The organism is Aeromonas rivuli (genome assembly GCF_000820045.1).
In the GTDB taxonomy this organism is placed as follows: Bacteria; Pseudomonadota; Gammaproteobacteria; order Enterobacterales; family Aeromonadaceae; genus Aeromonas; species Aeromonas rivuli.
This window is the reverse complement of record NZ_CDBJ01000027.1, coordinates 289,838-309,744: the sequence shown is the minus strand read 5'-3', so window position 1 is coordinate 309,744 and position 19,907 is coordinate 289,838. Positions and strand designations below refer to the sequence as shown.

General features: G+C 59.5%; 20 protein-coding genes and 1 pseudogene. 11 read left to right on the top strand and 10 right to left on the bottom strand.

The features are described from left to right. Positions 1-117: 117 nt before the first annotated feature. Together BN1130_RS21545 and BN1130_RS05655 are read right to left on the bottom strand one after the other, a co-directional pair. A pseudogene (locus BN1130_RS21545) lies at positions 118-1,301 on the bottom strand (anhydro-N-acetylmuramic acid kinase). A 98-nt stretch (positions 1,302-1,399) separates the two neighbouring features. Then, a complete protein-coding gene (locus tag BN1130_RS05655) occupies positions 1,400-2,701 on the bottom strand; it encodes a peptidoglycan DD-metalloendopeptidase family protein (protein ID WP_042040808.1) in 1,302 nt (433 codons plus the stop codon). A gap of 112 nt (positions 2,702-2,813) precedes the next feature. Here BN1130_RS05655 and tyrS point away from each other — a divergent pair, with 112 nt between their 5' ends. Then, positions 2,814-4,013 (top strand): tyrosine--tRNA ligase, encoded by a 1,200-nt coding sequence (tyrS, locus tag BN1130_RS05650; RefSeq protein ID WP_042040807.1) that lies wholly within the window; start codon positions 2,814-2,816, stop codon positions 4,011-4,013. A 123-nt stretch (positions 4,014-4,136) separates the two neighbouring features. Here tyrS and BN1130_RS05645 read toward each other — a convergent pair whose 3' ends face one another. Beyond that, positions 4,137-4,694, bottom strand: coding sequence for a DJ-1 family glyoxalase III (locus BN1130_RS05645; RefSeq protein WP_042040806.1), 558 nt, complete (start codon positions 4,692-4,694; stop codon positions 4,137-4,139). Positions 4,695-4,730: 36 nt separating this feature from the next. Next, positions 4,731-5,666, bottom strand: a complete 936-nt coding sequence (locus tag BN1130_RS05640; RefSeq protein WP_042040805.1) for a ketopantoate reductase family protein — start codon at positions 5,664-5,666, stop codon at positions 4,731-4,733. 195 nt (positions 5,667-5,861) lie between these two features. On the opposite strand from BN1130_RS05640, the gene BN1130_RS05635 reads away from it, so the two are divergent. Beyond that, on the top strand, positions 5,862-6,344 hold the full coding sequence (locus BN1130_RS05635) for a YajQ family cyclic di-GMP-binding protein (protein ID WP_042040804.1): 483 nt from the start codon (positions 5,862-5,864) through the stop codon (positions 6,342-6,344). 102 nt (positions 6,345-6,446) lie between these two features. Here BN1130_RS05635 and BN1130_RS05630 read toward each other — a convergent pair whose 3' ends face one another. The 6 genes from BN1130_RS05630 to BN1130_RS05605 form a co-directional block, all read right to left on the bottom strand. After that, the gene (locus BN1130_RS05630) at positions 6,447-7,265 is read right to left on the bottom strand and encodes a nucleoside-specific channel-forming Tsx family protein (RefSeq protein WP_042040803.1); all 819 of its coding nucleotides are present in this window, start codon (positions 7,263-7,265) and stop codon (positions 6,447-6,449) included. A 156-nt stretch (positions 7,266-7,421) separates the two neighbouring features. Then, positions 7,422-8,801, bottom strand: coding sequence for an AmpG family muropeptide MFS transporter (locus BN1130_RS05625; protein ID WP_042040802.1), 1,380 nt, complete (start codon positions 8,799-8,801; stop codon positions 7,422-7,424). Between the two features lie 224 nt (positions 8,802-9,025). After that, on the bottom strand, positions 9,026-9,355 hold the full coding sequence (locus tag BN1130_RS05620) for a hypothetical protein (RefSeq protein ID WP_042040801.1): 330 nt from the start codon (positions 9,353-9,355) through the stop codon (positions 9,026-9,028). 116 nt (positions 9,356-9,471) lie between these two features. Continuing rightward, on the bottom strand, positions 9,472-10,020 hold the full coding sequence (locus BN1130_RS05615; RefSeq protein WP_042040800.1) for a peptidylprolyl isomerase: 549 nt from the start codon (positions 10,018-10,020) through the stop codon (positions 9,472-9,474). A gap of 26 nt (positions 10,021-10,046) precedes the next feature. Further along, positions 10,047-10,622: a YajG family lipoprotein gene (locus BN1130_RS05610; protein WP_042040799.1), complete on the bottom strand. Its 576-nt coding sequence runs from the start codon at positions 10,620-10,622 to the stop codon at positions 10,047-10,049. An 11-nt stretch (positions 10,623-10,633) separates the two neighbouring features. After that, the gene (locus BN1130_RS05605) at positions 10,634-11,779 is read right to left on the bottom strand and encodes a methyltransferase (protein WP_042040798.1); all 1,146 of its coding nucleotides are present in this window, start codon (positions 11,777-11,779) and stop codon (positions 10,634-10,636) included. 282 nt (positions 11,780-12,061) lie between these two features. Here BN1130_RS05605 and BN1130_RS05600 point away from each other — a divergent pair, with 282 nt between their 5' ends. From BN1130_RS05600 to nqrM, 9 genes are all read left to right on the top strand, one after another. Beyond that, a complete protein-coding gene (locus BN1130_RS05600) occupies positions 12,062-12,376 on the top strand; it encodes a BolA family protein (RefSeq protein WP_042040797.1) in 315 nt (104 codons plus the stop codon). A gap of 422 nt (positions 12,377-12,798) precedes the next feature. Beyond that, entirely contained in the window at positions 12,799-14,142 is a 1,344-nt protein-coding gene (locus BN1130_RS22145) for a Na(+)-translocating NADH-quinone reductase subunit A (RefSeq protein ID WP_042040796.1), read from the top strand. A gap of 3 nt (positions 14,143-14,145) precedes the next feature. Next, entirely contained in the window at positions 14,146-15,375 is a 1,230-nt protein-coding gene (locus BN1130_RS22140) for an NADH:ubiquinone reductase (Na(+)-transporting) subunit B (protein WP_042040795.1), read from the top strand. Next, positions 15,365-16,153, top strand: coding sequence for a Na(+)-translocating NADH-quinone reductase subunit C (locus BN1130_RS05585; protein ID WP_042040794.1), 789 nt, complete (start codon positions 15,365-15,367; stop codon positions 16,151-16,153). Before BN1130_RS22140 ends, BN1130_RS05585 begins: the two co-directional genes overlap by 11 nt. Further along, a complete protein-coding gene (locus BN1130_RS05580) occupies positions 16,146-16,778 on the top strand; it encodes an NADH:ubiquinone reductase (Na(+)-transporting) subunit D (RefSeq protein ID WP_042040793.1) in 633 nt (210 codons plus the stop codon). Before BN1130_RS05585 ends, BN1130_RS05580 begins: the two co-directional genes overlap by 8 nt. Before the next feature lie 3 nt (positions 16,779-16,781). Beyond that, entirely contained in the window at positions 16,782-17,378 is a 597-nt protein-coding gene (gene nqrE / locus BN1130_RS05575) for an NADH:ubiquinone reductase (Na(+)-transporting) subunit E (protein ID WP_042040792.1), read from the top strand. A gap of 18 nt (positions 17,379-17,396) precedes the next feature. After that, a complete protein-coding gene (nqrF, locus tag BN1130_RS05570; protein WP_042040791.1) occupies positions 17,397-18,620 on the top strand; it encodes an NADH:ubiquinone reductase (Na(+)-transporting) subunit F in 1,224 nt (407 codons plus the stop codon). A 3-nt stretch (positions 18,621-18,623) separates the two neighbouring features. Then, a complete protein-coding gene (locus tag BN1130_RS05565) occupies positions 18,624-19,667 on the top strand; it encodes an FAD:protein FMN transferase (protein WP_042040790.1) in 1,044 nt (347 codons plus the stop codon). A gap of 9 nt (positions 19,668-19,676) precedes the next feature. Continuing rightward, entirely contained in the window at positions 19,677-19,901 is a 225-nt protein-coding gene (gene nqrM, locus BN1130_RS05560) for a (Na+)-NQR maturation NqrM (protein ID WP_042040789.1), read from the top strand. The last annotated feature ends 6 nt before the right edge of the window (positions 19,902-19,907 follow it).

The window sequence follows — 19,907 nt, the reverse complement described above, 5'->3', positions numbered from 1 at the left end:
GAGGGCACCGAGTACGGCCGGTCGACTGGCGCCGGTGCTCGAATAAGGGCAGGTTGCCCGGTTTGATAAACGGGGCCGGGATGACAGTTGGCTACCCCTATTGCCCCTCTCGGCCCTTCAGGCTGGATAGAGGGCACCCAGTACCGCTGGTCGGCTGGCGCCGGTGACGGCGGGCAGGTTGCCTGGCTGGCGCGCAATGAAGCGCTGCGCCAGCCAGGCAAAGGCGGCTCCTTCCACCCAGTCGGGGGCGAGCCCCAGCTCGGCCGTGCTGGCGATGCGCCAGCGGGGCAGCAGGGCCGCCAGCTCGGCCAGCAGCGGGCCATTATGGGCACCGCCACCGCAGACAAACAGCTCGGCCAGCAGCGGGTCGTTGTGGGCACCGCCGCCGCAGACAAACAGCTCGGCCTGGGGGGGGGGTCATCCGCTCCCGTTGCAAGCGCGGGCAATTGGCGGGCGATGCTGTGGCAGCTCAGCGCCTGCAGGGTGCGCTGCACATCGACGGGGGAGTAATGGCTGCCTGCCAGCTCGCCGTCTAGCCACTCCAGGGTAAACATCTCCCGCCCGGTGCTCTTGGGGGCGGGGGCGGCGAAGTAGGGGTGGCTGAGCAGTTTGTCGAGCAGTTCAGGAACCACTTGGCCGCTGGCACCCCACTGGCCACCGGCATCGTAGTTGCCGCCCTGGGGTTGATGACGGCGATACCAGCCATCGAGCAGGGTGTTGGCGGGGCCGGTGTCGAAGCCATAGACATTGCAACCGGAGCCGCCGCTGGCATTGGCCGGCAGCACAGAGATATTGGCGATGCCGCCCAGATTCAACACCACCCGCAGGGCGCCCGCTTTGGCAAAAATGGCCTGATGGAAGGCGGGCACCAGGGGGGCTCCCTGGCCGCCGAGGGCCATGTCCAGACTGCGGAAGTCGCTGATGACGTCGATGCCGGTCAGTGCGGCCAACAGGGCGCTGTTGCCAATTTGCAGGGTGAAGCCGAGCTGGGGGCGGTGGCGAATGGTCTGGCCGTGGGAGCCGATGGCACGGATGTCGGCGGGCGCGAGCCCCGTTTTGTCGAGCAGAGCCTGAGCGGCGGCGGCAAATTCACGGGCCACCAGGTTATCGGCCACCCCCATGCGATCGATTTCGTTCTCACCCGGGGTGCAGAGGGTGTGCAGCGCGTGAGCCGTGTCATCGGGCCAGGGATGGCACAGCGCCGCCTCGACCCGCACGCCATCCCCATCCGTCTCTATCAGCACCGCATCGATGCCATCCAGACTGGTGCCGGACATCAGACCCAAGTAACGTTCCGCCATCTGAGGGCTCCTTGTCATTGCTTGTGATAACCGCTTTGCCTGTCGCCATACCGGCGATGGCTGCTGCTTGCTCCCCGTGATCCGGGTGAGCCCTTGACTCAGGATCCGTCCCGGCGCTGGGCAAGCTGAGGCTCTGAGCGCTCCAGCTTGGCGAGTTGCAGCAGGGCCTGGGCCTTGAACTGGCTCAACTCGCGGCCGCTGAGGGTTTCTGCCTGAGGCAGGGTCAGGGTGCGGGGGTTCTTGTGTACCCCGGCGACCAGGAATTCGTAGTGCAGATGGGCGCCCGTGACCCGGCCCGTGCTGCCCAGCAGGCCGATGGTCTGTCCCTGCTTCACCCGCTGACCCTTGTTGACGGTGCGCTTGGAGAGGTGCAGGTATTTGGTCACATAATTGCCGGCATGCTTGATGAACACATAGTTGCCGTTGAACTGGTTGTAACCGGCGGCCACCACGCTCCCCGACCCCGAGGCCATGATGGGGGTGCCCACGGGGGCCACGTAGTCGATGCCGTTGTGGGGGCGCACCTTGCCGGTGACCGGGTGCAGGCGACGCGGGTTGAAGTTGGAGCTGATGTACTTGAAGTTGACCGGCGCGCGCAGGAAGCTCTTGCGCATCGCCTTGCCCGCCGGGGTGTAGTAGTTGCCATCATCGCTCAGCACGGCGCGGTAGGCCTCGCCCTGGTTGACGAACTCGGCGGCCAGAATATCACCGGAGGCGACCCGCTCCTCATCCTGGTATTTCTCCTCGAACAGCACCCGGAAGCTGTCCCCCGGTTGCAAGTCCTGGGCAAAGTCGATGTCCCAGCCGAAGATGGCGGCCAAATCCATGATCTGATCCTCGGTCATGCCCGCTTCGACGGCGGCGCCCCAGAAGCTGGAGCGGATATTGCCTTGGGCCCAGTTTTCACGGGTGTCGAGTTCCAGGCGAACCACTTTGGCCACGAAGCCATCTTCCCGTCGGTTGACCTTGAGCGCCTGCTCCAGACTGTGAGGGTAATAGAGGCTCTGCAGTTCGCCGCCCTGGGTGAGTTTGAAGGTCAGCTCCTGACCGGGTTTGAGCATGCGCAGCGGATCGGCGGCCGCGAGCTGATCGATGAGGTGCAGATCTGCCGTGCCGAGGCCCAGACGCTGGAAGATGACCCCCATGTTGTCGCCGCTGCGAACCTTGACCTGCTTGGTGACATAAAGAGGCTTGGCCGGGCGGACAGTCTGCTCCAGTGCGAGGCGATCCTGCTCGTCCGGCAACTCGTCGCGGGTCAGACTTGCGGCATGCTCATCGACCCGGGTGGCGACGGCCTGTTCGCCGGGCCAGGCGGCCAGCATCATCACCAGGATGCTCAGAATAAGCACCATCTTGCGGTGCCAGAGGGGAAGAGCGTTGAAGGTGTGCCAAATATGCATGAGAAAAGGGTGTGAAGTCGGGCGGAATCAGCGGATTTTACAGGCTTTCCAATTGTCTCGCCATTCCAGTAATATGTCTGGCCCTGTGGAATCGTGATTGGAGAGTCAAAAAATGTCCCAGCTCGAGGTGGCGCTAGCCGAGATCAAGCGCGGAGCGGAAGAAATTCTGGTTGAAGAAGAACTGGTTGCCAAGTTGAAGGAAGGGCGCCCGCTGCGCATCAAGCTGGGCATGGACCCGACGGCTCCGGACATTCACCTGGGTCATACCGTGATCCTCAACAAGCTGAAGACCTTCCAGGATCTGGGCCATGAGATCATCTTGCTGATCGGCGACTTCACCGCCATGGTGGGGGATCCCTCCGGCAAGAACAGCACCCGTCCGCCGCTCTCCGAAGAGGCCATCAAGCACAACGCCCTCACCTATGCGGAGCAGGCGTTCAAGATCCTGGATCCCGCCAAGACCCGTATCGAGTACAACTCCACTTGGCTGGGTGAGCTGGGCGCGACCGGCATGATCAAGCTGGCGGCCAAGCAGACCGTGGCCCGCATGATGGAGCGCGACGACTTCAAGAAGCGCTACAGCAGCGGCCAGTCCATCGCCATTCACGAATTCCTCTACCCGCTGCTGCAAGGCTATGACTCGGTCGCGCTAAAGGCGGATGTCGAGCTCGGCGGTACCGATCAGAAGTTCAACCTGCTGATGGGTCGCGAGCTGCAAAAAGATGCTGGCATGGCCGCCCAGTGCGTGCTGATGATGCCGCTGCTGGTGGGTCTGGACGGCGTCAAGAAGATGTCCAAGTCCGCCGCCAACTACATCGGCGTGCACGATGCCCCAGGCGAGATGTTCGGCAAGATCATGTCCATCACCGACACCCTGATGTGGAACTACTACGAGCTGCTCTCCTCCCGCCCGCTGGCGGACATCGAAGGCTTCAAGGCCGGCATCGAAGCCGGTACCCTGAACCCGCGCGACGTGAAGATCTGGCTGGCGAAAGAGATCATCGCCCGTTATCACGACGAGGCGGCGGCCGAGGCGGCCCACGAAGACTTCACCCAGCGTTTCTCCAAGAACGCCATCCCGGACGAGATGCCGGAAGTCGAACTGGCCCTGGAAGGGGACGGCCTGGCCATCGCCAACCTGCTCAAGGACGCCGGCCTGGTGGAGACCACCTCCGAGGCACTGCGCATGATCAAGCAGGGCGCGGTCAAGGTGGATGGCGACAAGCTGGACGATGGCAAGGCGCTGATCGCTGCCGGCACCGCCGTCTATCAGGTCGGCAAGCGCAAGTTTGCCCGGGTGACGGTGAAGTAAGCGCTTCCCCTCCGCCAGCCGGATCAGGCTGGCCCTGAGATCAGAAAGGCCTCCCTCGCGGAGGCCTTTTCGTTGGCGATGTCGCCTCGGCAAGCTGATGGGTCGATCCAGTGGCCATTTCTCTTAAAGGATCATCGGGCCAGCCACGGCCTCGGCCGCAGTGGCGCCACGCAGCACCTGCACCAGGGTGAGGGCAAACTCGATGGCCGTCCCCGGTCCCTGGCTGGTCACCAGCCGCGCGCCCTTGTCTATCACCACCCGCTCATGGCGGAGTTGGGCGGCGGGGATCTGGGCCCAAAAGCCGGGATGGCAGGTGACGCTGGCTTGCCCCAGCAGCTGATGGGGCAGCAGCACCACGGCGGGGGCGGCGCACAGGGCCGCGCGCCAGCGACCGTTCGCGGCTTGTTCGCGCAGCAGACCGATGGCGCGGCTGTTATCGCGGATGCACTCGCTGCCGGGCAGGCCGCCGGGCACCACTATCATCTCGAACTCCTCTTGCGGCAGCTCGTCGAGATGGCAATCGGCGACCAGCTGAACCCCGCGTGAGGCGCGAATTTGGCGCAGGCCCAACGGGCAGCAGGAGGCGAGCAGCACCGCTATGTTGGCGCGCACCAGCACATCCAGGATGGCAACGGTTTCTATCTCCTCCGAGCCGGGGGCGACCAATACCAAGACACTCATGGGGGACTCCTGCTCCGGTTGAGGACTAAAGGTGGATCAGCGCTCGGCCTGGTGGCGATCCTTGACGGCCTGATAGAGGCCCTGGTTGACCGGTACCATGATGCCGTGGAGGCGCGCCTTGGCCAGCAGGAAGCCGGTGATGGCCTCTATCTCAGTCTCTTTGCCCTGCTCCAGATCCTGCTGCATGGAAGAGTAGTTGTCCGCGGTCAGTCCGGCGACCGACTGTACCCGCCGCGCCAGCTCCTCGTGGGTCGTGGCAATGCCCTCTGCATTCATGACATCGGCCACCTCGATGCAGACTTGCTGCAAGGTGTCGGCAAAGCGTGGACCTGTCAGCTCGCCATTCTTGATGCGATAGAGGGCGGTGAGGGGGTTGATGGCGCAGTTGATGGCGAGCTTGTGCCATTGGCGGGCGAGGATCTGCTCGTCCCAGCCCGCCTGGCCCAGGGCCTGGGCAAGGCGGTCTGCCAGATGGGCGAAGTGGCGCCCCTGCTCGTTGACCGGGCCTAGCCAGGTCTCGCCCCGGCCAGTGTGGCGGAACACGAAATGGCCCTGCTGCAGGGCGCCATGGCTGGTGACACCCGCGATGATGGGGTTCTCTGCAAACAGCTCGGCGACCCGCTCGGCCACCCCCATGCCGTTGTGCAGCAGCACTATGGGCACAGACTTGTCCAGCTTGCCGACCAGGGGCTGCAAGGCGGGGATCACCTGATCCGCCTTGGTCATCACCAACAGGCGACGGATGGGGGGGTTATCGGCCAGGAAACCCCTGGCAATGCTGAGCAGCCCATGCTGGCCATCCAGCCCGGTAAAGTCGATGACGGGGTGCAGTGTCGCTCTGTGGCGCTCGCGTAGCAGCACCTGAGTCGGTTGGCCGGATTGGGTCAGCAGGGCGGCGAAGACGCCGCCGAGTGCGCCACAACCGAGCAGGGACCAGGAGGGGGGGAGGGGGGATTGAGATCCGCTTGGCATGATATGACTCGATCAAGAGGGTGGGCCATTCGACCTGGAGAGGTGCCCGAATGGCGATGGGGTGGACACTCATGGGTCTCACCTGTCGGCAATGGCAAGGATTCTAACAGAGCGCCTTTATCGAAATCAGCAAATTTGCCGGTTTTCTGGTAGATTTGCCCCCTCATAACGAACGCAACATGAGGAGCCCCGGCCATGCCGTCATTCGATATTGTCTCTGAAGTCAAAATGAACGAGGTGTTGAACGCAGTCGACAACGCCAATCGTGAACTGGCCACCCGATTCGATTTTCGCGGTGTAGAAGCCAGCTTCGAGATGGCCAAGGAAGAGGTCAAGCTGGAGGCCGATGCCGACTTCCAACTCAAGCAGATGGTAGAGATACTGCGCGCAGCCCTGCTCAAGCGCAACATCGAAAACAGTTCAATGGAGGCGGGCGATAGCGTCCACTCCGGCAAGCGTTTCCATCTGAACGTCAAGTTCAAGCAAGGGATCGAGAAAGAGGTCGCCAAGAAGCTGGTGAAGCTCATCAAGGATTCCAAGATCAAGGTGCAGGTCGCCATTCAGGGCGATGAAGTGCGCGTCACCGGCAAGAAGCGTGACGACTTGCAAGAGGCCATGGCCCTGGTGCGTGGCGCCGAGCTGGGTCAGCCTATGCAGTTCCAGAATTTCCGCGACTGAGCCCGGGGGAAGAGGGTTCGGCCCTCTTTTTCTGCGCGTTGCGCCATAAAAAAACCGGAGCCCAGGGCTCCGGTTTTTCGTTTCTGCGTGCTACGGGTTCGATTAGAACTTGTAGGTCACGGAGAAGTAGTGACCGAAACCAGTGGATTTGAAACCATCAGAGTTTTGGATGCCGTAGACATCATTGAAGTACTTCAGGCCGTAACCGACGGCGTAGCGGTCGGAGTGCCAGTACAGGCCGTTGAACATGGAGGTACCATCAGTAGACTGTGAGGCAACATCATAGGTATCGGCACCAAACAGGTAATCCAGATAACCTTGATAGGCTATGAAGCTACCGTTGGAGAAGGTGTAGAAGGGTTTGAACCAGTTCATGGAGAACTGATAGCCGTTCCAGTGACCTTCCTCTTCTTTGAAGAAATTATTCTGCAAGGAATGGCGAGCATAGAGGTTCATACCCATTTTGCCAAACCAAGGAACCATCACATCTGAACCCAGACCAATCATGGTGTCAAATTGGTCATCACTAACGTTGCTCAAGCTTGCAATATAAAGCTCTTTAACTGGACCAAAGGAAAGATCTTTACCAGTCAGTGCATCCAGAGACATACGTGGAGCGAACTTCATGAAGATATTTTGACCATCATGCTTATCGCTCTTGCTGGTGTTGAAGATATCAAAAACATCAACATAGCCATAGAGGTCAAACATACCTGAACGACCACCGAATTCCATTTCAAAATAGGTATCGTCGTAGTCGTGGTCACCGTGGGGGAGCTGACCGATGGTGTGCATCAGGTTGAACTGCATCCACTTGTAGTCGTTCTTGTGGATGTCGCCGCTATAGTCGGCAGCCATAGCCGGAGTGGCGGATGCTGCCAGCAAGCCTGCCGCGATCAGAGTCTTGTTCAATTTGGCCATTTTATTGGTCTCTTGTGCGTTTAGTTGAGGTTTTCCGTAGCCTGCCCACAAGGAGCGGAGGGATTCTAGCCAATTAATTTCCGCGGATAAACGATCAAGAGGGAACTTTCTCTGGAAGTGTGAATCTAATCACCCCCAAATTGGCGCAAACGCTTGCTATTCGCTCGATTTCGGTAACAACGCACTGTTTCGTCTGGCAACCATGGTGATGAGGATCAGCACCGGGATGCCCAGCAGACTGGTCCCAATGAAGAAGACGCTGTAGCCAAACTGTTCGACGAAGCCACCGGAGAAGCCAGCCAGCAGTTTTGGCAGCAAGAGCATGACGGAGCTGAACAGGGCATATTGAGTGGCCGAGAAGGCGACATTGGTCAGGCTCGACAGATAGGTGATGAACGCCGCGGTAGCGATGCCGGCGCTCAGATTATCCAGGGAGATGATCAGGGTCAGCAGCTCCAGGTTGTGACCGATCTGATTGAGCAGCGCGAACAGCAAATTGGTACTGGCGGTGAGCAGGGCGCCCAGCATCAGGATGCGCAAGGTGCCAAAGCGCATCACCAGAATGCCCCCCACACTGGCGCCCACCAGTGTCATGATGACACCGTATACCTTGGTGATGGTCGCCACCTCCGTCTTGCTGAAGGCGAGATCCACATAGAAGCTGTTGGACATGACCCCCATCACCACATCCGAGATGCGATAGCAGGCGATGAGCCCGAGGATCAACAGGGCCGAACGGCCATGGCGTTCGAAGAAGTCGGCAAAGGGGCACCAGACGGCCTCGTAGGCCCAGGCGCCGAGTCCCGCCAGTGAGCGTGGCCAGCCGTGTTGCAGCAGCAGGGATTTGCGCATCGCTTGCTGCCTGTCCTGACTTGCCACATCGATGTCGGGCTCATGGCAACAGAGGGTGGTGATGAGGCCAATGCTCATCATTCCCGCCATCAGCAGGTAAGTTAACTGCCAGCCCCGATAGTCATAGACGCTGTTGCTGCCAAGCCAGGCTGCCAGGGCAAGAGCGCCCGCCCCGGCCATGATCATGGCCAGTCGATAACCGGTCATGTAGGAGGCCGCCATGGCCGCCTGAAGGCGTTCAGGGGCTGATTCTATGCGGTAGGCATCGATCACTATGTCCTGAGTGGCGGAGGCAAAGGCCACCAGCAGGGCGAACAGCGCAAGCTGAGCGAGCTGGGTCTTGGGATCGCAAAAGGACATGCCGACCAGGGCCGCGGCGATCAACAGCTGGGAGAACAGCATCCAGCTGCGGCGTCTGCCGAGCAGACGCGAGAGCAGCGGCAGGGCCAGCCTGTCCACCAGGGGGGACCACAGCCACTTGACCCCATAGGCCAGCGCCACCCAGCTCATGTAGCCGATGTCGGTCAGGCTCACTCCCGCCTCGCGCAGCCAGAAGGAGAGGGTGCCGAATACCAGCAACAGCGGCAAACCGGAGGAGAACCCCATGGCAAACAGAATAAGGACGCGGGGCTCGAGATAGACTCGGAGGGATTCTTTCCAGCTTGGTTTGCTGACAGCGTTCAAGTGCCTGACTCCTCGGGAAAAGTGAGCCATTTTGGCAGGTTCATCCGCCCGCGCCAAGGCGGGCGCTCAGATTGTGGGGACAAAGGGAGGTCGTCTGGCCGCCAGAGGGCGGATCACGGCGGCGATGGGTCGTTAACGCGGTGTCGAATGAGATTATTGAGGCTCGTCGGCCACCCCTGGCCTCACCTTGCTCTGCCGGGAGCCAGCCATCCCGTGCGATGAGCTCAGGGTCGGGTTCCTATGCAGCCCAGCGGTGCCGGTCCCTCGCCCAGCAAACAGGCGGCGCAGTCATGCAACTGGTGGCGCAACGCCGGATCCTGAGCCAGCTCATTCTGGTTCCAGAGGTGCAGACTGTGCAGCAGGTGCCAGAACACGCTCTCCTGCGGGCTATCGGCTTGCTTGTCGGCGCAGTCCCGGGGCAGAGACTGCCATTGGCCGAGCAGCTGCCAGCTCACGTCTTGCAGGGCGTCATAGTCGAGCTGTTGTGCCAGAAACTGGCGAACGGCCAGGGCCAGGGGGGCCCTGTGCTGGGCAAAATAGTCATCGCAGGTCACGAGCTGCTCCAATCCATATTGAGGGGAGTGAGCAGTATAGAAAACGATCTGGCATCGGGAGGGAAAAGGGGGTGGATGGGCAAGAGACCGGGCCCGAGCGGGCCCGGCTGTCGGATTTACTCGGCGAGCAGTGTCACCTTCTTGAGGATGATGGTGCTGGTCGGCACATCATTGGCACGCAGGATGGGGCTGTAGCCGGTCTGAACCTGAGCCAGCTTGTCCAGCACCTCCATGCCCTGCACCACTTGACCAAATACCGTATAACCGGCGCCGGCGTTGGCGTTGAGGTTGCTGTTATCGGCAAGGTTGAAGTAGAACTGGCGGGTTGCGCTGTCCACCGCCTGGGTGCGGGCCATGGCGATGCTGCCACGGGTATTGGGCAGGCCCCCCTTGGACTCGTTTACCACGGGATCGAAGGTGGGCAACTGCTGGAACTGCTGGTTGTAGCCGCCCCCTTGCACCACGAAGCCGGGGATGACCCGGTGAAACAGGCTGCCATCGTAGCTGCCATCGGCCACGTAGCGCAGGAAATTCTTCACCGTCTGGGGGGCCGCTTTGGGGGCCAGCTCCACCACGATATTGCCGTGGTTGGTTTCAAGCTTCACCTTGGGGGCTGCGAAGGCCAGGGGGCAGGCCAGCAGGGCCAGCAACATCAGCTTCTTCATGACATTATCCTTAATACATAGAGAGATCAGGCGCTTGGCTGGCCTTTGAGGTAACCGCGCAGTTGTTCGTCGGCCATGATCTGCTGGATCAGGCTACCGAGTTGCTGGTTCAGCACCAGCTCCAGATCGGCGATGCTGGGCTCTCCCGGACCTTCCTTGCTGGCGCTGGCATTGAACACCTTGGTCAGGCGGCTCCCCTGGAAATCGGCCATCACCTGCAGGCTCACCTTGGTCTTGGTGACATAGGTGAAGGTCTTCTCTTCAACGTTTACCAGAGCGTTATTGACCTGCAGCGTCAGATTGGTGGTGCCGCTGTTGCCCACCTCCAGCCCCTGACTGCGCAGCCCTTCACTGAGGCGCTCGACCAGCAGGGTATTGAGGGGCTGCTCGCTCTTGATGTAGACGGGGGCCTTCTCTTTCTGCTTGATGGCGAACACATGGGCGGCGGCACGCTTGTCTATGCCTTCCATGGTGATGCGGTTGCCGGAGTAGTACTGCTGATTCGCCGGGATCACCTGGGGATTGAGCAGTGCCGTCTCGGGCCAGTGGGTGGCACAGCCGCCAAGCAGCAGGGCGGCGAGCAGCAGGAGTGGTGATTTCATGATGGATTCCTCTAGCGTTTAATGGCTTTCAAAATAACGAATTTACTATTGGATGCAACGACTTGTGCATTGGCAAACAGTCGCTTCAGCTTGTTGTGATAGTCCAGATGCCGGTTGCCCACTATCCAGAGTTCCCCCCCCTTGGGCAACACCCTGTGCGCATCTTCGAACATCTGCCAGGCGATGTGATCGGTGATCGCCTGGAGCTGGTGGAACGGCGGGTTGCACAAGATGCGGTCAGCATAACCGGTCGGCAAGCCATCCAGGCAGTTGTTGACCAGGAACTCGGCACGGGGCAGGGCGGCGGGTAGATTGTGTTCGACGTTGAGCCTTGCCGAGGCCACCGCCATATAGGATTCATCGATGAAGGCCACCTCCACCTCGCTGTCCCGGGCCAGCAGGGCCAGACCGAGCACGCCATTGCCACAACCCAGATCGATCACCTTGCGGGCGCTGTGGATAGGCAGGTTGGCCAGCATGAAGCGGGCGCCGATATCCAGGCTGGTACGCGAGAAGACGTTGGCATGGTTGTGGATGCGCATCTCGCTTCCCTCCAGTGGCCAGACGGTCGGGAAGGGGTTGGCCAGGGTGGGGCTGTCTCTCCCCGCTGCGTCAGCGATGCTGCAATGGATGAGGCGGGCCTTCTTCCAGGCCAGGGAGGTGCGAGTCGGTCCGAGGTATTTCTCAAACAGCTTGAGGGTGGAGCTGTGGATCTCTTTGGCCTTGCCGGCGGCCAGGATGCGCGTGGCCGGGGTGACCACCTCACGCAGGGCCAGCAACTGCTGCTCGAGCAGGGCCTGATACTTGGATACCTTGATGATCACCAGGGTCGGGGCCGCTGGCAGTGGTGCCAGCGAGTCCTGGATGCGGACGGATGCCGGATCCAGACCATTGTCGGCCAGATTGGCCAGGGTGCCTTGTTCGCTGACGAAGGAGTCGGTCACGCACAGGGGCTGATGGTCATGGAGAAAGGCGGCCAGGGCGCCGAAGCTGTCATTCATGATGATGACGGGGCCGCAGCCTTCGGGAGGTTGCTCTGCCAACTGATTGATCAGGTACTCATCGGCGGCATCCCATGCCTGCAGGGGATCCTGCGCCTGGCGCGGATAGCGCTGCAGGATCAGGCGGCAATGGTCTGTCTCGAGGTGGGTCTGCATTGAACTGTCTGTCTCACGGCTGGATCGAATGGCGCTATTCTAACGGCGCCGGGGCAATTCACCAATTACCCCGCAGTCAGTGATCAATGTTGATCGAATGGGCCTCGTCTAACGGCGCCGGGGCAATTCACCCATTACCCCGCAGTGAGTGGTCAATGTTGAGCGAATGGGCCTCGTCTAACGGCGCAGGGGCAATTCACCCATTACCCCGCCATGCACGTTCTCCCTGAGCGCCAAAGTCGATAGAATGGGGTTTGTCCCTATCAGCCATCGGAAGAGATCATGAATACCCAAGAGACCATCAGCCAACGCCTCAATGAGGCCCTTCATCCCAGCCATCTAGAGGTGTTCAACGAGAGCCACATGCATCGTACCGAGCCGGGCGCCGAGAGCCATTTCAAGGTGATCATCGTGAGTGAAGCCTTCGCCGCTCAGCGCCTCATTAGCCGTCATCGCCAGGTCAATCAACTGCTGGCCGATCTGCTGGCCGGGCCCGTTCATGCGCTGGCACTGCATACCTATACCGATGAAGAGTGGCAACAAAAGGGCATGGCGCCGCGCAGTCCGGTCTGTGCCAGCAAGCTGGGTTCCCAATGAGTGACAGGGAAATAACTGAGAAGCTGTGATGTTCCGTTAACAAAGGGACACCCCTTTGCCTGTTTCATCGGCAACATTTGTCGGCAACCTCATCAATTTTTCTAATCCTGCAGTGAACTTTCACGAAACTAACTCTTAGTGGGTATTTTAGTCCAGGTGTGGCGGAAGTACGGGTTTTGATGGGAGTGCTGCAAGCAAGTGTGCGGGTTAATTTTGTGATAGCGGGTTAATTTTCCCCATTTGACGTGGCAGTCAGCAGCCTGAAAGTGGTAAACTCAAGCGCTTTTGAAACACCCCGTATGTTGCTGATTTGTTGTTTATTTGTATCCATCCAGCCATGTGCCGAGTGTGTTCAACAACCCGTCGTGATGTATTTCTCGGCGCTAACCATTCTCTCTCCCGTAACGGTAGTGCAAGTGAGTATGATTACAATTAAAAGAGGACTGGACATCCCCGTGCTGGGTGCGCCAGAGCAAGTAATCTACGATGGCCCGGCCATCACCCGTGTTGCTACACTGGGCGAAGAGTTCGTGGGGATGCGACCTACTATGTTTGTCAAAGTAGGGGATCGCGTCATTAAAGGTCAGGTGCTCTTCGAAGATAAGAAGAACCCTGGCGTTAAATTCACGGCTCCCGCCACCGGCGTAGTTTCAGAGATCAACCGTGGTGCCAAACGCATTCTGCAATCCGTGGTCATCGAACTCGATGGCGCTGACGAACAGGTGACCTTTGAGCAGTTTGCGTCCGCCGAGCTGACACAGCTTGCGCGCAGCAAGGTGCAAGAGATCCTGGTCGAGTCAGGTCAATGGACGGCACTGCGCACCCGCCCCTTCAGCAAGGTGCCTGCCGTCGGTTCCGAGCCCCGCGCTATCTTCGTGACAGCCATGGACTCCAACCCGCTGGCTGCCAGCGCTGAACTCATCATCAAGGAGCAATCCCAGGCCTTTATCGACGGTCTGACCGTGCTCAGCCGTCTGACGGATGGCAAGGTGTATGTGTGCAAGGGCGAAGGCAGTCTGCCGCAGTCTTCCGCAGCGCAAGTCCAGGAAGAGGTCTTCACCGGCCCTCACCCCGCTGGTCTGCCGGGTACCCATATTCACTTCATCGATCCGGTTGGCAGCAACAAGATCCAGTGGCACATCAACTATCAGGATGTGATCGCATTGGGCAAGCTGTTCACCACGGGCCAGATCTGTACCGACAAGGTGATCGCCCTGGCCGGCCCCAATGTGGTCAAGCCGCGTCTGCTGCGCACCCGTATGGGCGCCTGCATCAGCCAGCTGACTCACAATGAGCTGCGCGGCGATGAAAACCGTGTCATCTCCGGTTCCCTGCTAAGTGGTGCCAAGACCGATGAGGTACATGACTATCTGGGTCGTTACCACAATCAGGTCAGTGTACTGGCCGAGGGGCGCGAGAAGGAGTTTTTGGGCTGGATCAAACCCAGTGCCGACAAATTCTCCATCACCCGCACCACCCTGTCTCACCTGGTGAAGGGCAAGCTGCTCAATTTCACCACCACGACCAACGGGAGTGATCGTTCCATGGTGCCGATTGGCAGCTACGAGCGCATCATGCCGCTGGACATCCTGCCGACCCTGCTGCTGCGGGATCTGATCTCTGGCGATACCGACAGTGCGCAAGCCCTGGGTTGCCTGGAGTTGGATGAGGAAGATCTGGCGCTCTGTACCTTTGTCTGCCCTGGCAAGACAGAGTACGGCCCCATCTTGCGTGAGTGCCTGACCAAGATCGAACTGGAAGGTTAAGCGATGAGTTTCAAGCAATTTCTTGAAAATATGGAACACCACTTCGAGCCGGGCGGCAAGTATGAGAAGTACTACGCCCTGTACGAAGCGGCTTTCACCATTTTCTACACACCGGGTTCTGTAACCCGTAACGCCGCCCACGTTCGCGATGCCCTCGATCTGAAGCGCATGATGATCATGGTATGGCTGGCCGTGTTCCCGGCCATGTTCTGGGGCATGTTCAACATAGGCAACCAGGCGATCGCCGCCATCGCGCACCTCGGCTCCGCCGCCGGTGCCGTCTCCTGGCAGTATGGTCTGGCTACCCTGTTGGGTGCTTCTCTGGATCCGGCAGTGGCCGGTATCGGCAGCAAGATGCTGATCGGTGCGGCCCACTTCTTCCCCATCTATATCACCGTCTTCATCGTCGGTGGTTTCTGGGAAGTGCTGTTCGCCATGATCCGCAAGCACGAGATCAACGAAGGCTTCTTCGTGACCTCCATCCTGTTTGCACTGATCGTGCCGCCTGAGCTGCCCCTGTGGCAAGCTGCCCTCGGCATCACCTTCGGTGTGGTCATGGCCAAGGAAGTGTTCGGTGGTACCGGCAAGAACTTCCTGAACCCTGCCCTGGCGGGTCGTGCGTTCCTGTTCTTCGCCTACCCGAGCCAGATCTCTGGCGACGCCGTCTGGGTTGCCGTCGATGGCTACTCCGGTGCGACCGCCCTGAGCCAGTGGGCTCAAGGTGGCCAGATGTCGCTGATCAATGGCGCCACCGGTCAGGCAATCAGCTGGATGGATGCCTTCCTGGGCAACCTGCCGGGTTCCATCGGTGAAGTCTCCACCCTGATGATCCTCATCGGCGCGGCCATGATCGTCTACATGCGGATCGCATCCTGGCGCATCATCGCCGGTGTCATGATCGGTATGATAGCGACCTCCCTGCTGTTCAACGTCATAGGTTCCGATACCAACCCCATGTTCAACATGCCGTGGCATTGGCATCTGGTACTGGGTGGCTTTGCCTTCGGGATGGCCTTCATGGCAACCGATCCCGTGTCTGCTTCCTTTACCAACAAAGGTAAATGGTGGTACGGCATCCTGATCGGTCTCATGGTGGTGCTGATCCGTGTTGTGAACCCCGCCTTCCCGGAAGGCATGATGTTGGCCATTCTGTTTGCGAACCTGTTTGCCCCGCTGTTTGACCATTTCGTGGCACAGGCGAACATCAAGCGGAGGATCAGTCGTGGCGTTTAATAAAGACTCAACCGTCGGCACCGTCAGCATAGTGGCGGGTCTGTGCCTGGTCTGCTCCATCGTGGTCTCTGTGGCCGCCGTGGGCCTGCGTCCGGCTCAGCAGCTGAACAAGGCTCTGGACAAACAGAGCAACATCCTTGCCGTTGCTGGCATTGATGTGACCAGCATCGCCAAGAATGAACTCGGCAAGCTCTATGGCGACAAGATCGAAGCCCGTCTGGTAGATCTCTCTACCGGTCAGTTCGTCGATGGCGATGCTGATGGCTTCGATTTCAAGCTGGCTGCCAAGAATCCGGCCGAGAATGTTCGTCTGGCACCTTCCGATGACAAGGCCGGGATCCGTCAGATCTCCAAATTGATGCCGGTCTTCTTCGCCAAAGACAGCGAAGGCAAGGTCGATAACATCATATTGCCGATCTATGGTCAGGGCCTCTGGTCTACCATGTATGCCTTCGTCGCCGTTGCCGCTGATGGCCAGACCATCAAGGGCATCACCTACTATGACCAGGGCGAAACCCCGGGTCTGGGTGGCGAGATCGAGAACCCGGCCTGGCGTGAGCTGTTCGTCGGCAAGAAGCTGTTCGGTCAAGATGGTCAGCCTGCGCTGCGGGTGATCAAGGGTCATGCTCCGGCGGGTTCCGAGCATGAGATCGATGGTCTCTCCGGCGCTACCCTGACCAGCAACGGTGTCCAGCACTCGTTCGATTTCTGGATGGGCCCCCAGGGCTTCGGTCCTTTCCTTGCCAAGATCCGCGCAGGAGAACTCAACAATGGCTGACAATACCGCAATGAAGAAGTTGCTGTTGACGCCAGTGCTCGGCAACAACCCCATCGCCTTGCAGGTGTTGGGTGTCTGTTCCGCCCTGGCCGTTACCAGCCAGATGAAGACGGCGTTCGTCATGACCCTGGCGGTCATGGCGGTCACCGCCTTCTCTAACCTGTTCATCTCCCTGATCCGTAACCAGATCCCGAACAGTGTGCGCATCATCGCCCAGATGGCGATCATCGCGTCCCTGGTTATCGTGGTTGACCAGGTGCTCAAGGCGTATGCCTATGACATCTCCAAGCAACTGTCGGTATTCGTGGGTCTCATCATCACCAACTGTATCGTGATGGGTCGTGCCGAAGCCTTTGCCATGAAGAGCGCCCCGCTGCCCTCCTTCCTGGACGGTATCGGTAACGGTCTGGGTTATGGCGCCGTGCTGCTGACCGTGGCGACCGTGCGCGAGATCTTAGGGTCAGGCACCTGGTTCGGCATCGAGCTGCTGCCGCTGGTCAACAACGGTGGCTGGTATGTGCCCAACGGTCTGCTGCTGCTGCCGCCGAGTGCATTCTTCATCATTGGTCTGATCATCTGGGGCGTACGCACCAAGGATCCCAAGCAGGTGGAGGCGAAGGATTAAGGTATGGAACATTATCTGAGTCTGTTGGTTCGTTCGATTTTCATCGAAAACTTGGCCCTCTCCTTCTTCCTGGGGATGTGTACCTTCCTGGCGGTGTCCAAGAAGGTCAAGACCGCCATGGGTCTGGGTATTGCCGTGGTGGTGGTGCAAACCATCGCCGTACCGGCTAACAACCTGATCTACAACTTCGTGTTGAAAGACGGTGCCCTGGCCCCCGGTCTGGACTTAAGCTTCCTGAGCTTCATCACCTTCATCGGTGTGATTGCGGCCCTGGTGCAGATCCTGGAGATGGCCCTGGACAAGTATTTCCCTGCGCTCTACAACGCCCTGGGTATCTTCCTGCCACTGATCACCGTGAACTGCGCCATCTTCGGCGGCGTCTCCTTCATGGTGCAGCGTGACTACAACTTCGCGGAGTCTGTGGTCTATGGCGTGGGCTCGGGTGCCGGTTGGATGCTGGCCATCGTTGCGATGGCGGGGATCCGCGAGAAGATGAAGTACTCCGATGTTCCGGAAGGCCTGCGTGGTCTGGGCATCACCTTCATCACCGCGGGTCTGATGGCGCTGGGCTTTATGTCCTTCTCTGGTATTTCCTTGTAATCGGAAAAGGAATCATAAATGGAAATTATTCTGGGTGTGGTCATGTTTACCGTGATCCTGCTGGCCTTGGTGGCAGTCATTCTGTTCGCCAAGTCCAAGCTGGTGACCGCGGGTGACGTGACAATCAGCATCAATGGCGATCCGGCCAAGGGCGTGACCAGCCCGGCCGGTGGCAAGCTGCTCAGCGTGCTGGCCGGTAGCGGCATCTTCGTCTCCTCCGCCTGCGGCGGCGGCGGCTCCTGTGGTCAGTGCAAGGTGCGAGTCAAGGCGGGCGGCGGTGACATACTGCCGACCGAACTGGATCACATCAGCAAGGGTGAAGCCCGTCATGGGGAGCGCCTGGCCTGTCAGGTCACCGTGCGTTCCGACATGGAGATCGAGCTGCCTGAAGAGATCTTCGGGGTGAAGAAGTGGGACTGTACTGTTATCTCCAACGATAACAAGGCCACCTTCATCAAGGAGCTCAAGCTGCAGATCCCCGATGGCGAGAGCGTGCCGTTCCGCGCCGGTGGTTATATCCAGATCGAAGCGCCGGCCCACCACGTCAAGTACAACAGCTTCGATATTCCCGAGGAGTATCGTGGTGACTGGGATCGCTTCAAGATCTTCGAGCTGGAGTCTGTGGTGAAGGAGCCGATCATTCGTGCTTACTCCATGGCGAACTATCCGGAAGAGTTCGGCATCATCATGCTGAACGTGCGGATCGCGACCCCGCCACCGAGCAACTGGACTGCACCTCCTGGCCAGATGTCCTCCTATATCTTCAGCCTCAAGGCTGGCGACAAGGTGACTATCTCGGGTCCGTTTGGTGAGTTCTTTGCCAAAGATACCGACGCCGAAATGGTGTTTGTCGGCGGTGGTGCCGGCATGGCGCCGATGCGCTCCCACATCTTCGACCAGCTGCGTCGCCTGAAGACCAATCGCAAGATGACCTTCTGGTACGGTGCTCGCTCCAAGCGTGAGATGTTCTATGTCGAAGACTTCGACATGCTGGCCGCCGAGAACGACAACTTCCAGTGGCACGTCGCCCTGTCTGATCCGCAACCGGAAGACAACTGGGATGGCTACACCGGCTTCATCCACAACGTCTTGTTCGAGAACTATCTCAAGCACCACGAGGCGCCGGAAGATTGCGAGTTCTACATGTGTGGACCTCCCGTCATGAACGCGGCCGTCATCAACATGCTGAAGAACCTCGGCGTTGAAGACGAAAACATCCTCCTGGATGACTTTGGTGGTTAATCCATGCGCAGTGTTGTAAAGACCTGGCTAGCCTTCGGGCTAGCCTTTTTCTTGGCAGGGTGTGGCCAGGAGAATGTCAAAACTCATCCGGAGATGCAGATCACCGGCAGCACCATGGGGACCTATTACTCCATCAAGGTGGCCGATGACGCCATTTTGGACAAAGCCAAGTTCCAGGCCGATATCGACCAGCTGCTCGAGCTGGTGAACGATCAGATGTCCACCTACAGGCCGGAGTCGGAACTGTCCCGGTTCAATCAGGCCCGTAACGCGACGCCGGTTGTGGTCTCTCGCGATACCGCCCGTGTGGTGACCGAGTCCCTGCATCTGGGCCGCGAGACCCGCGGCGCCCTGGATGTGACGGTGGGCCCTCTGGTCAATCTGTGGGGCTTTGGCCCGGATGCAAAGCCGACCAAGGTGCCATCCGATGAGCTGATCAGCCAGACTCGCCAGAAGACGGGGTTGGGCAATCTGCACGTGATCACCTCGGCCGATGCCGATACCCTGCAGAAGGACATTCCGGATCTCTATGTGGATCTCTCCTCCATCGCCAAAGGCTTTGGGGTCGACAAGGTCGCCGAGTATCTGGAAGCCAAGGGGTCGCGCAATTATCTGGTCGAGATCGGCGGCGAGCTGCGCATCAATGGCGTCAACGGCAAGGGTCACCCCTGGCGCGTCGCCATCGAGAAGCCAACCGTCAATCTGGGCTCGGTGCAGGAAGTGATCCAGGTCGGTGACAACGGGGTTGCCACCTCGGGGGATTATCGTAACTATTACGAACTGGATGGGCAGCGTTTCTCCCACACCATCGATCCCGCCACCGGCAAACCCATTCATCATCGACTGGTCTCGGTGACAGTGGTGCACCCCTCCTGCATGACGGCGGATGGGCTGGCCACAGCGTTGACGGTGATGGGGCCCGAGAAGGGGATGGCCTATGCGACCGAAAAAGGCGTGGCCATCTTCATGGTGACCAAGACGGATGAAGGGTTTGAGGAGCGTTACTCTCCCGCTTTCGAACCATTCCTGACCCGTGATGCTAAGTAAGGAATCAATATGCAGATTTTTCTGATCACCTTCGCGGTGTTTCTGTTGGTGGTGGCCGGCATGGCCATCGGTTACATCTTCCAGAAGAAGAGCATCTCGGGATCCTGTGGTGGTTTGGGCACTGTGGGTATCGAGAAGGCGTGCGACTGCCCTGATCCCTGTGACAATCGCAAGAAGAAGATGGCCAAGGAAGAGGCCCGCCGCAAGATGCTCGAAGAGCACAGGATCATCTGATTGCAA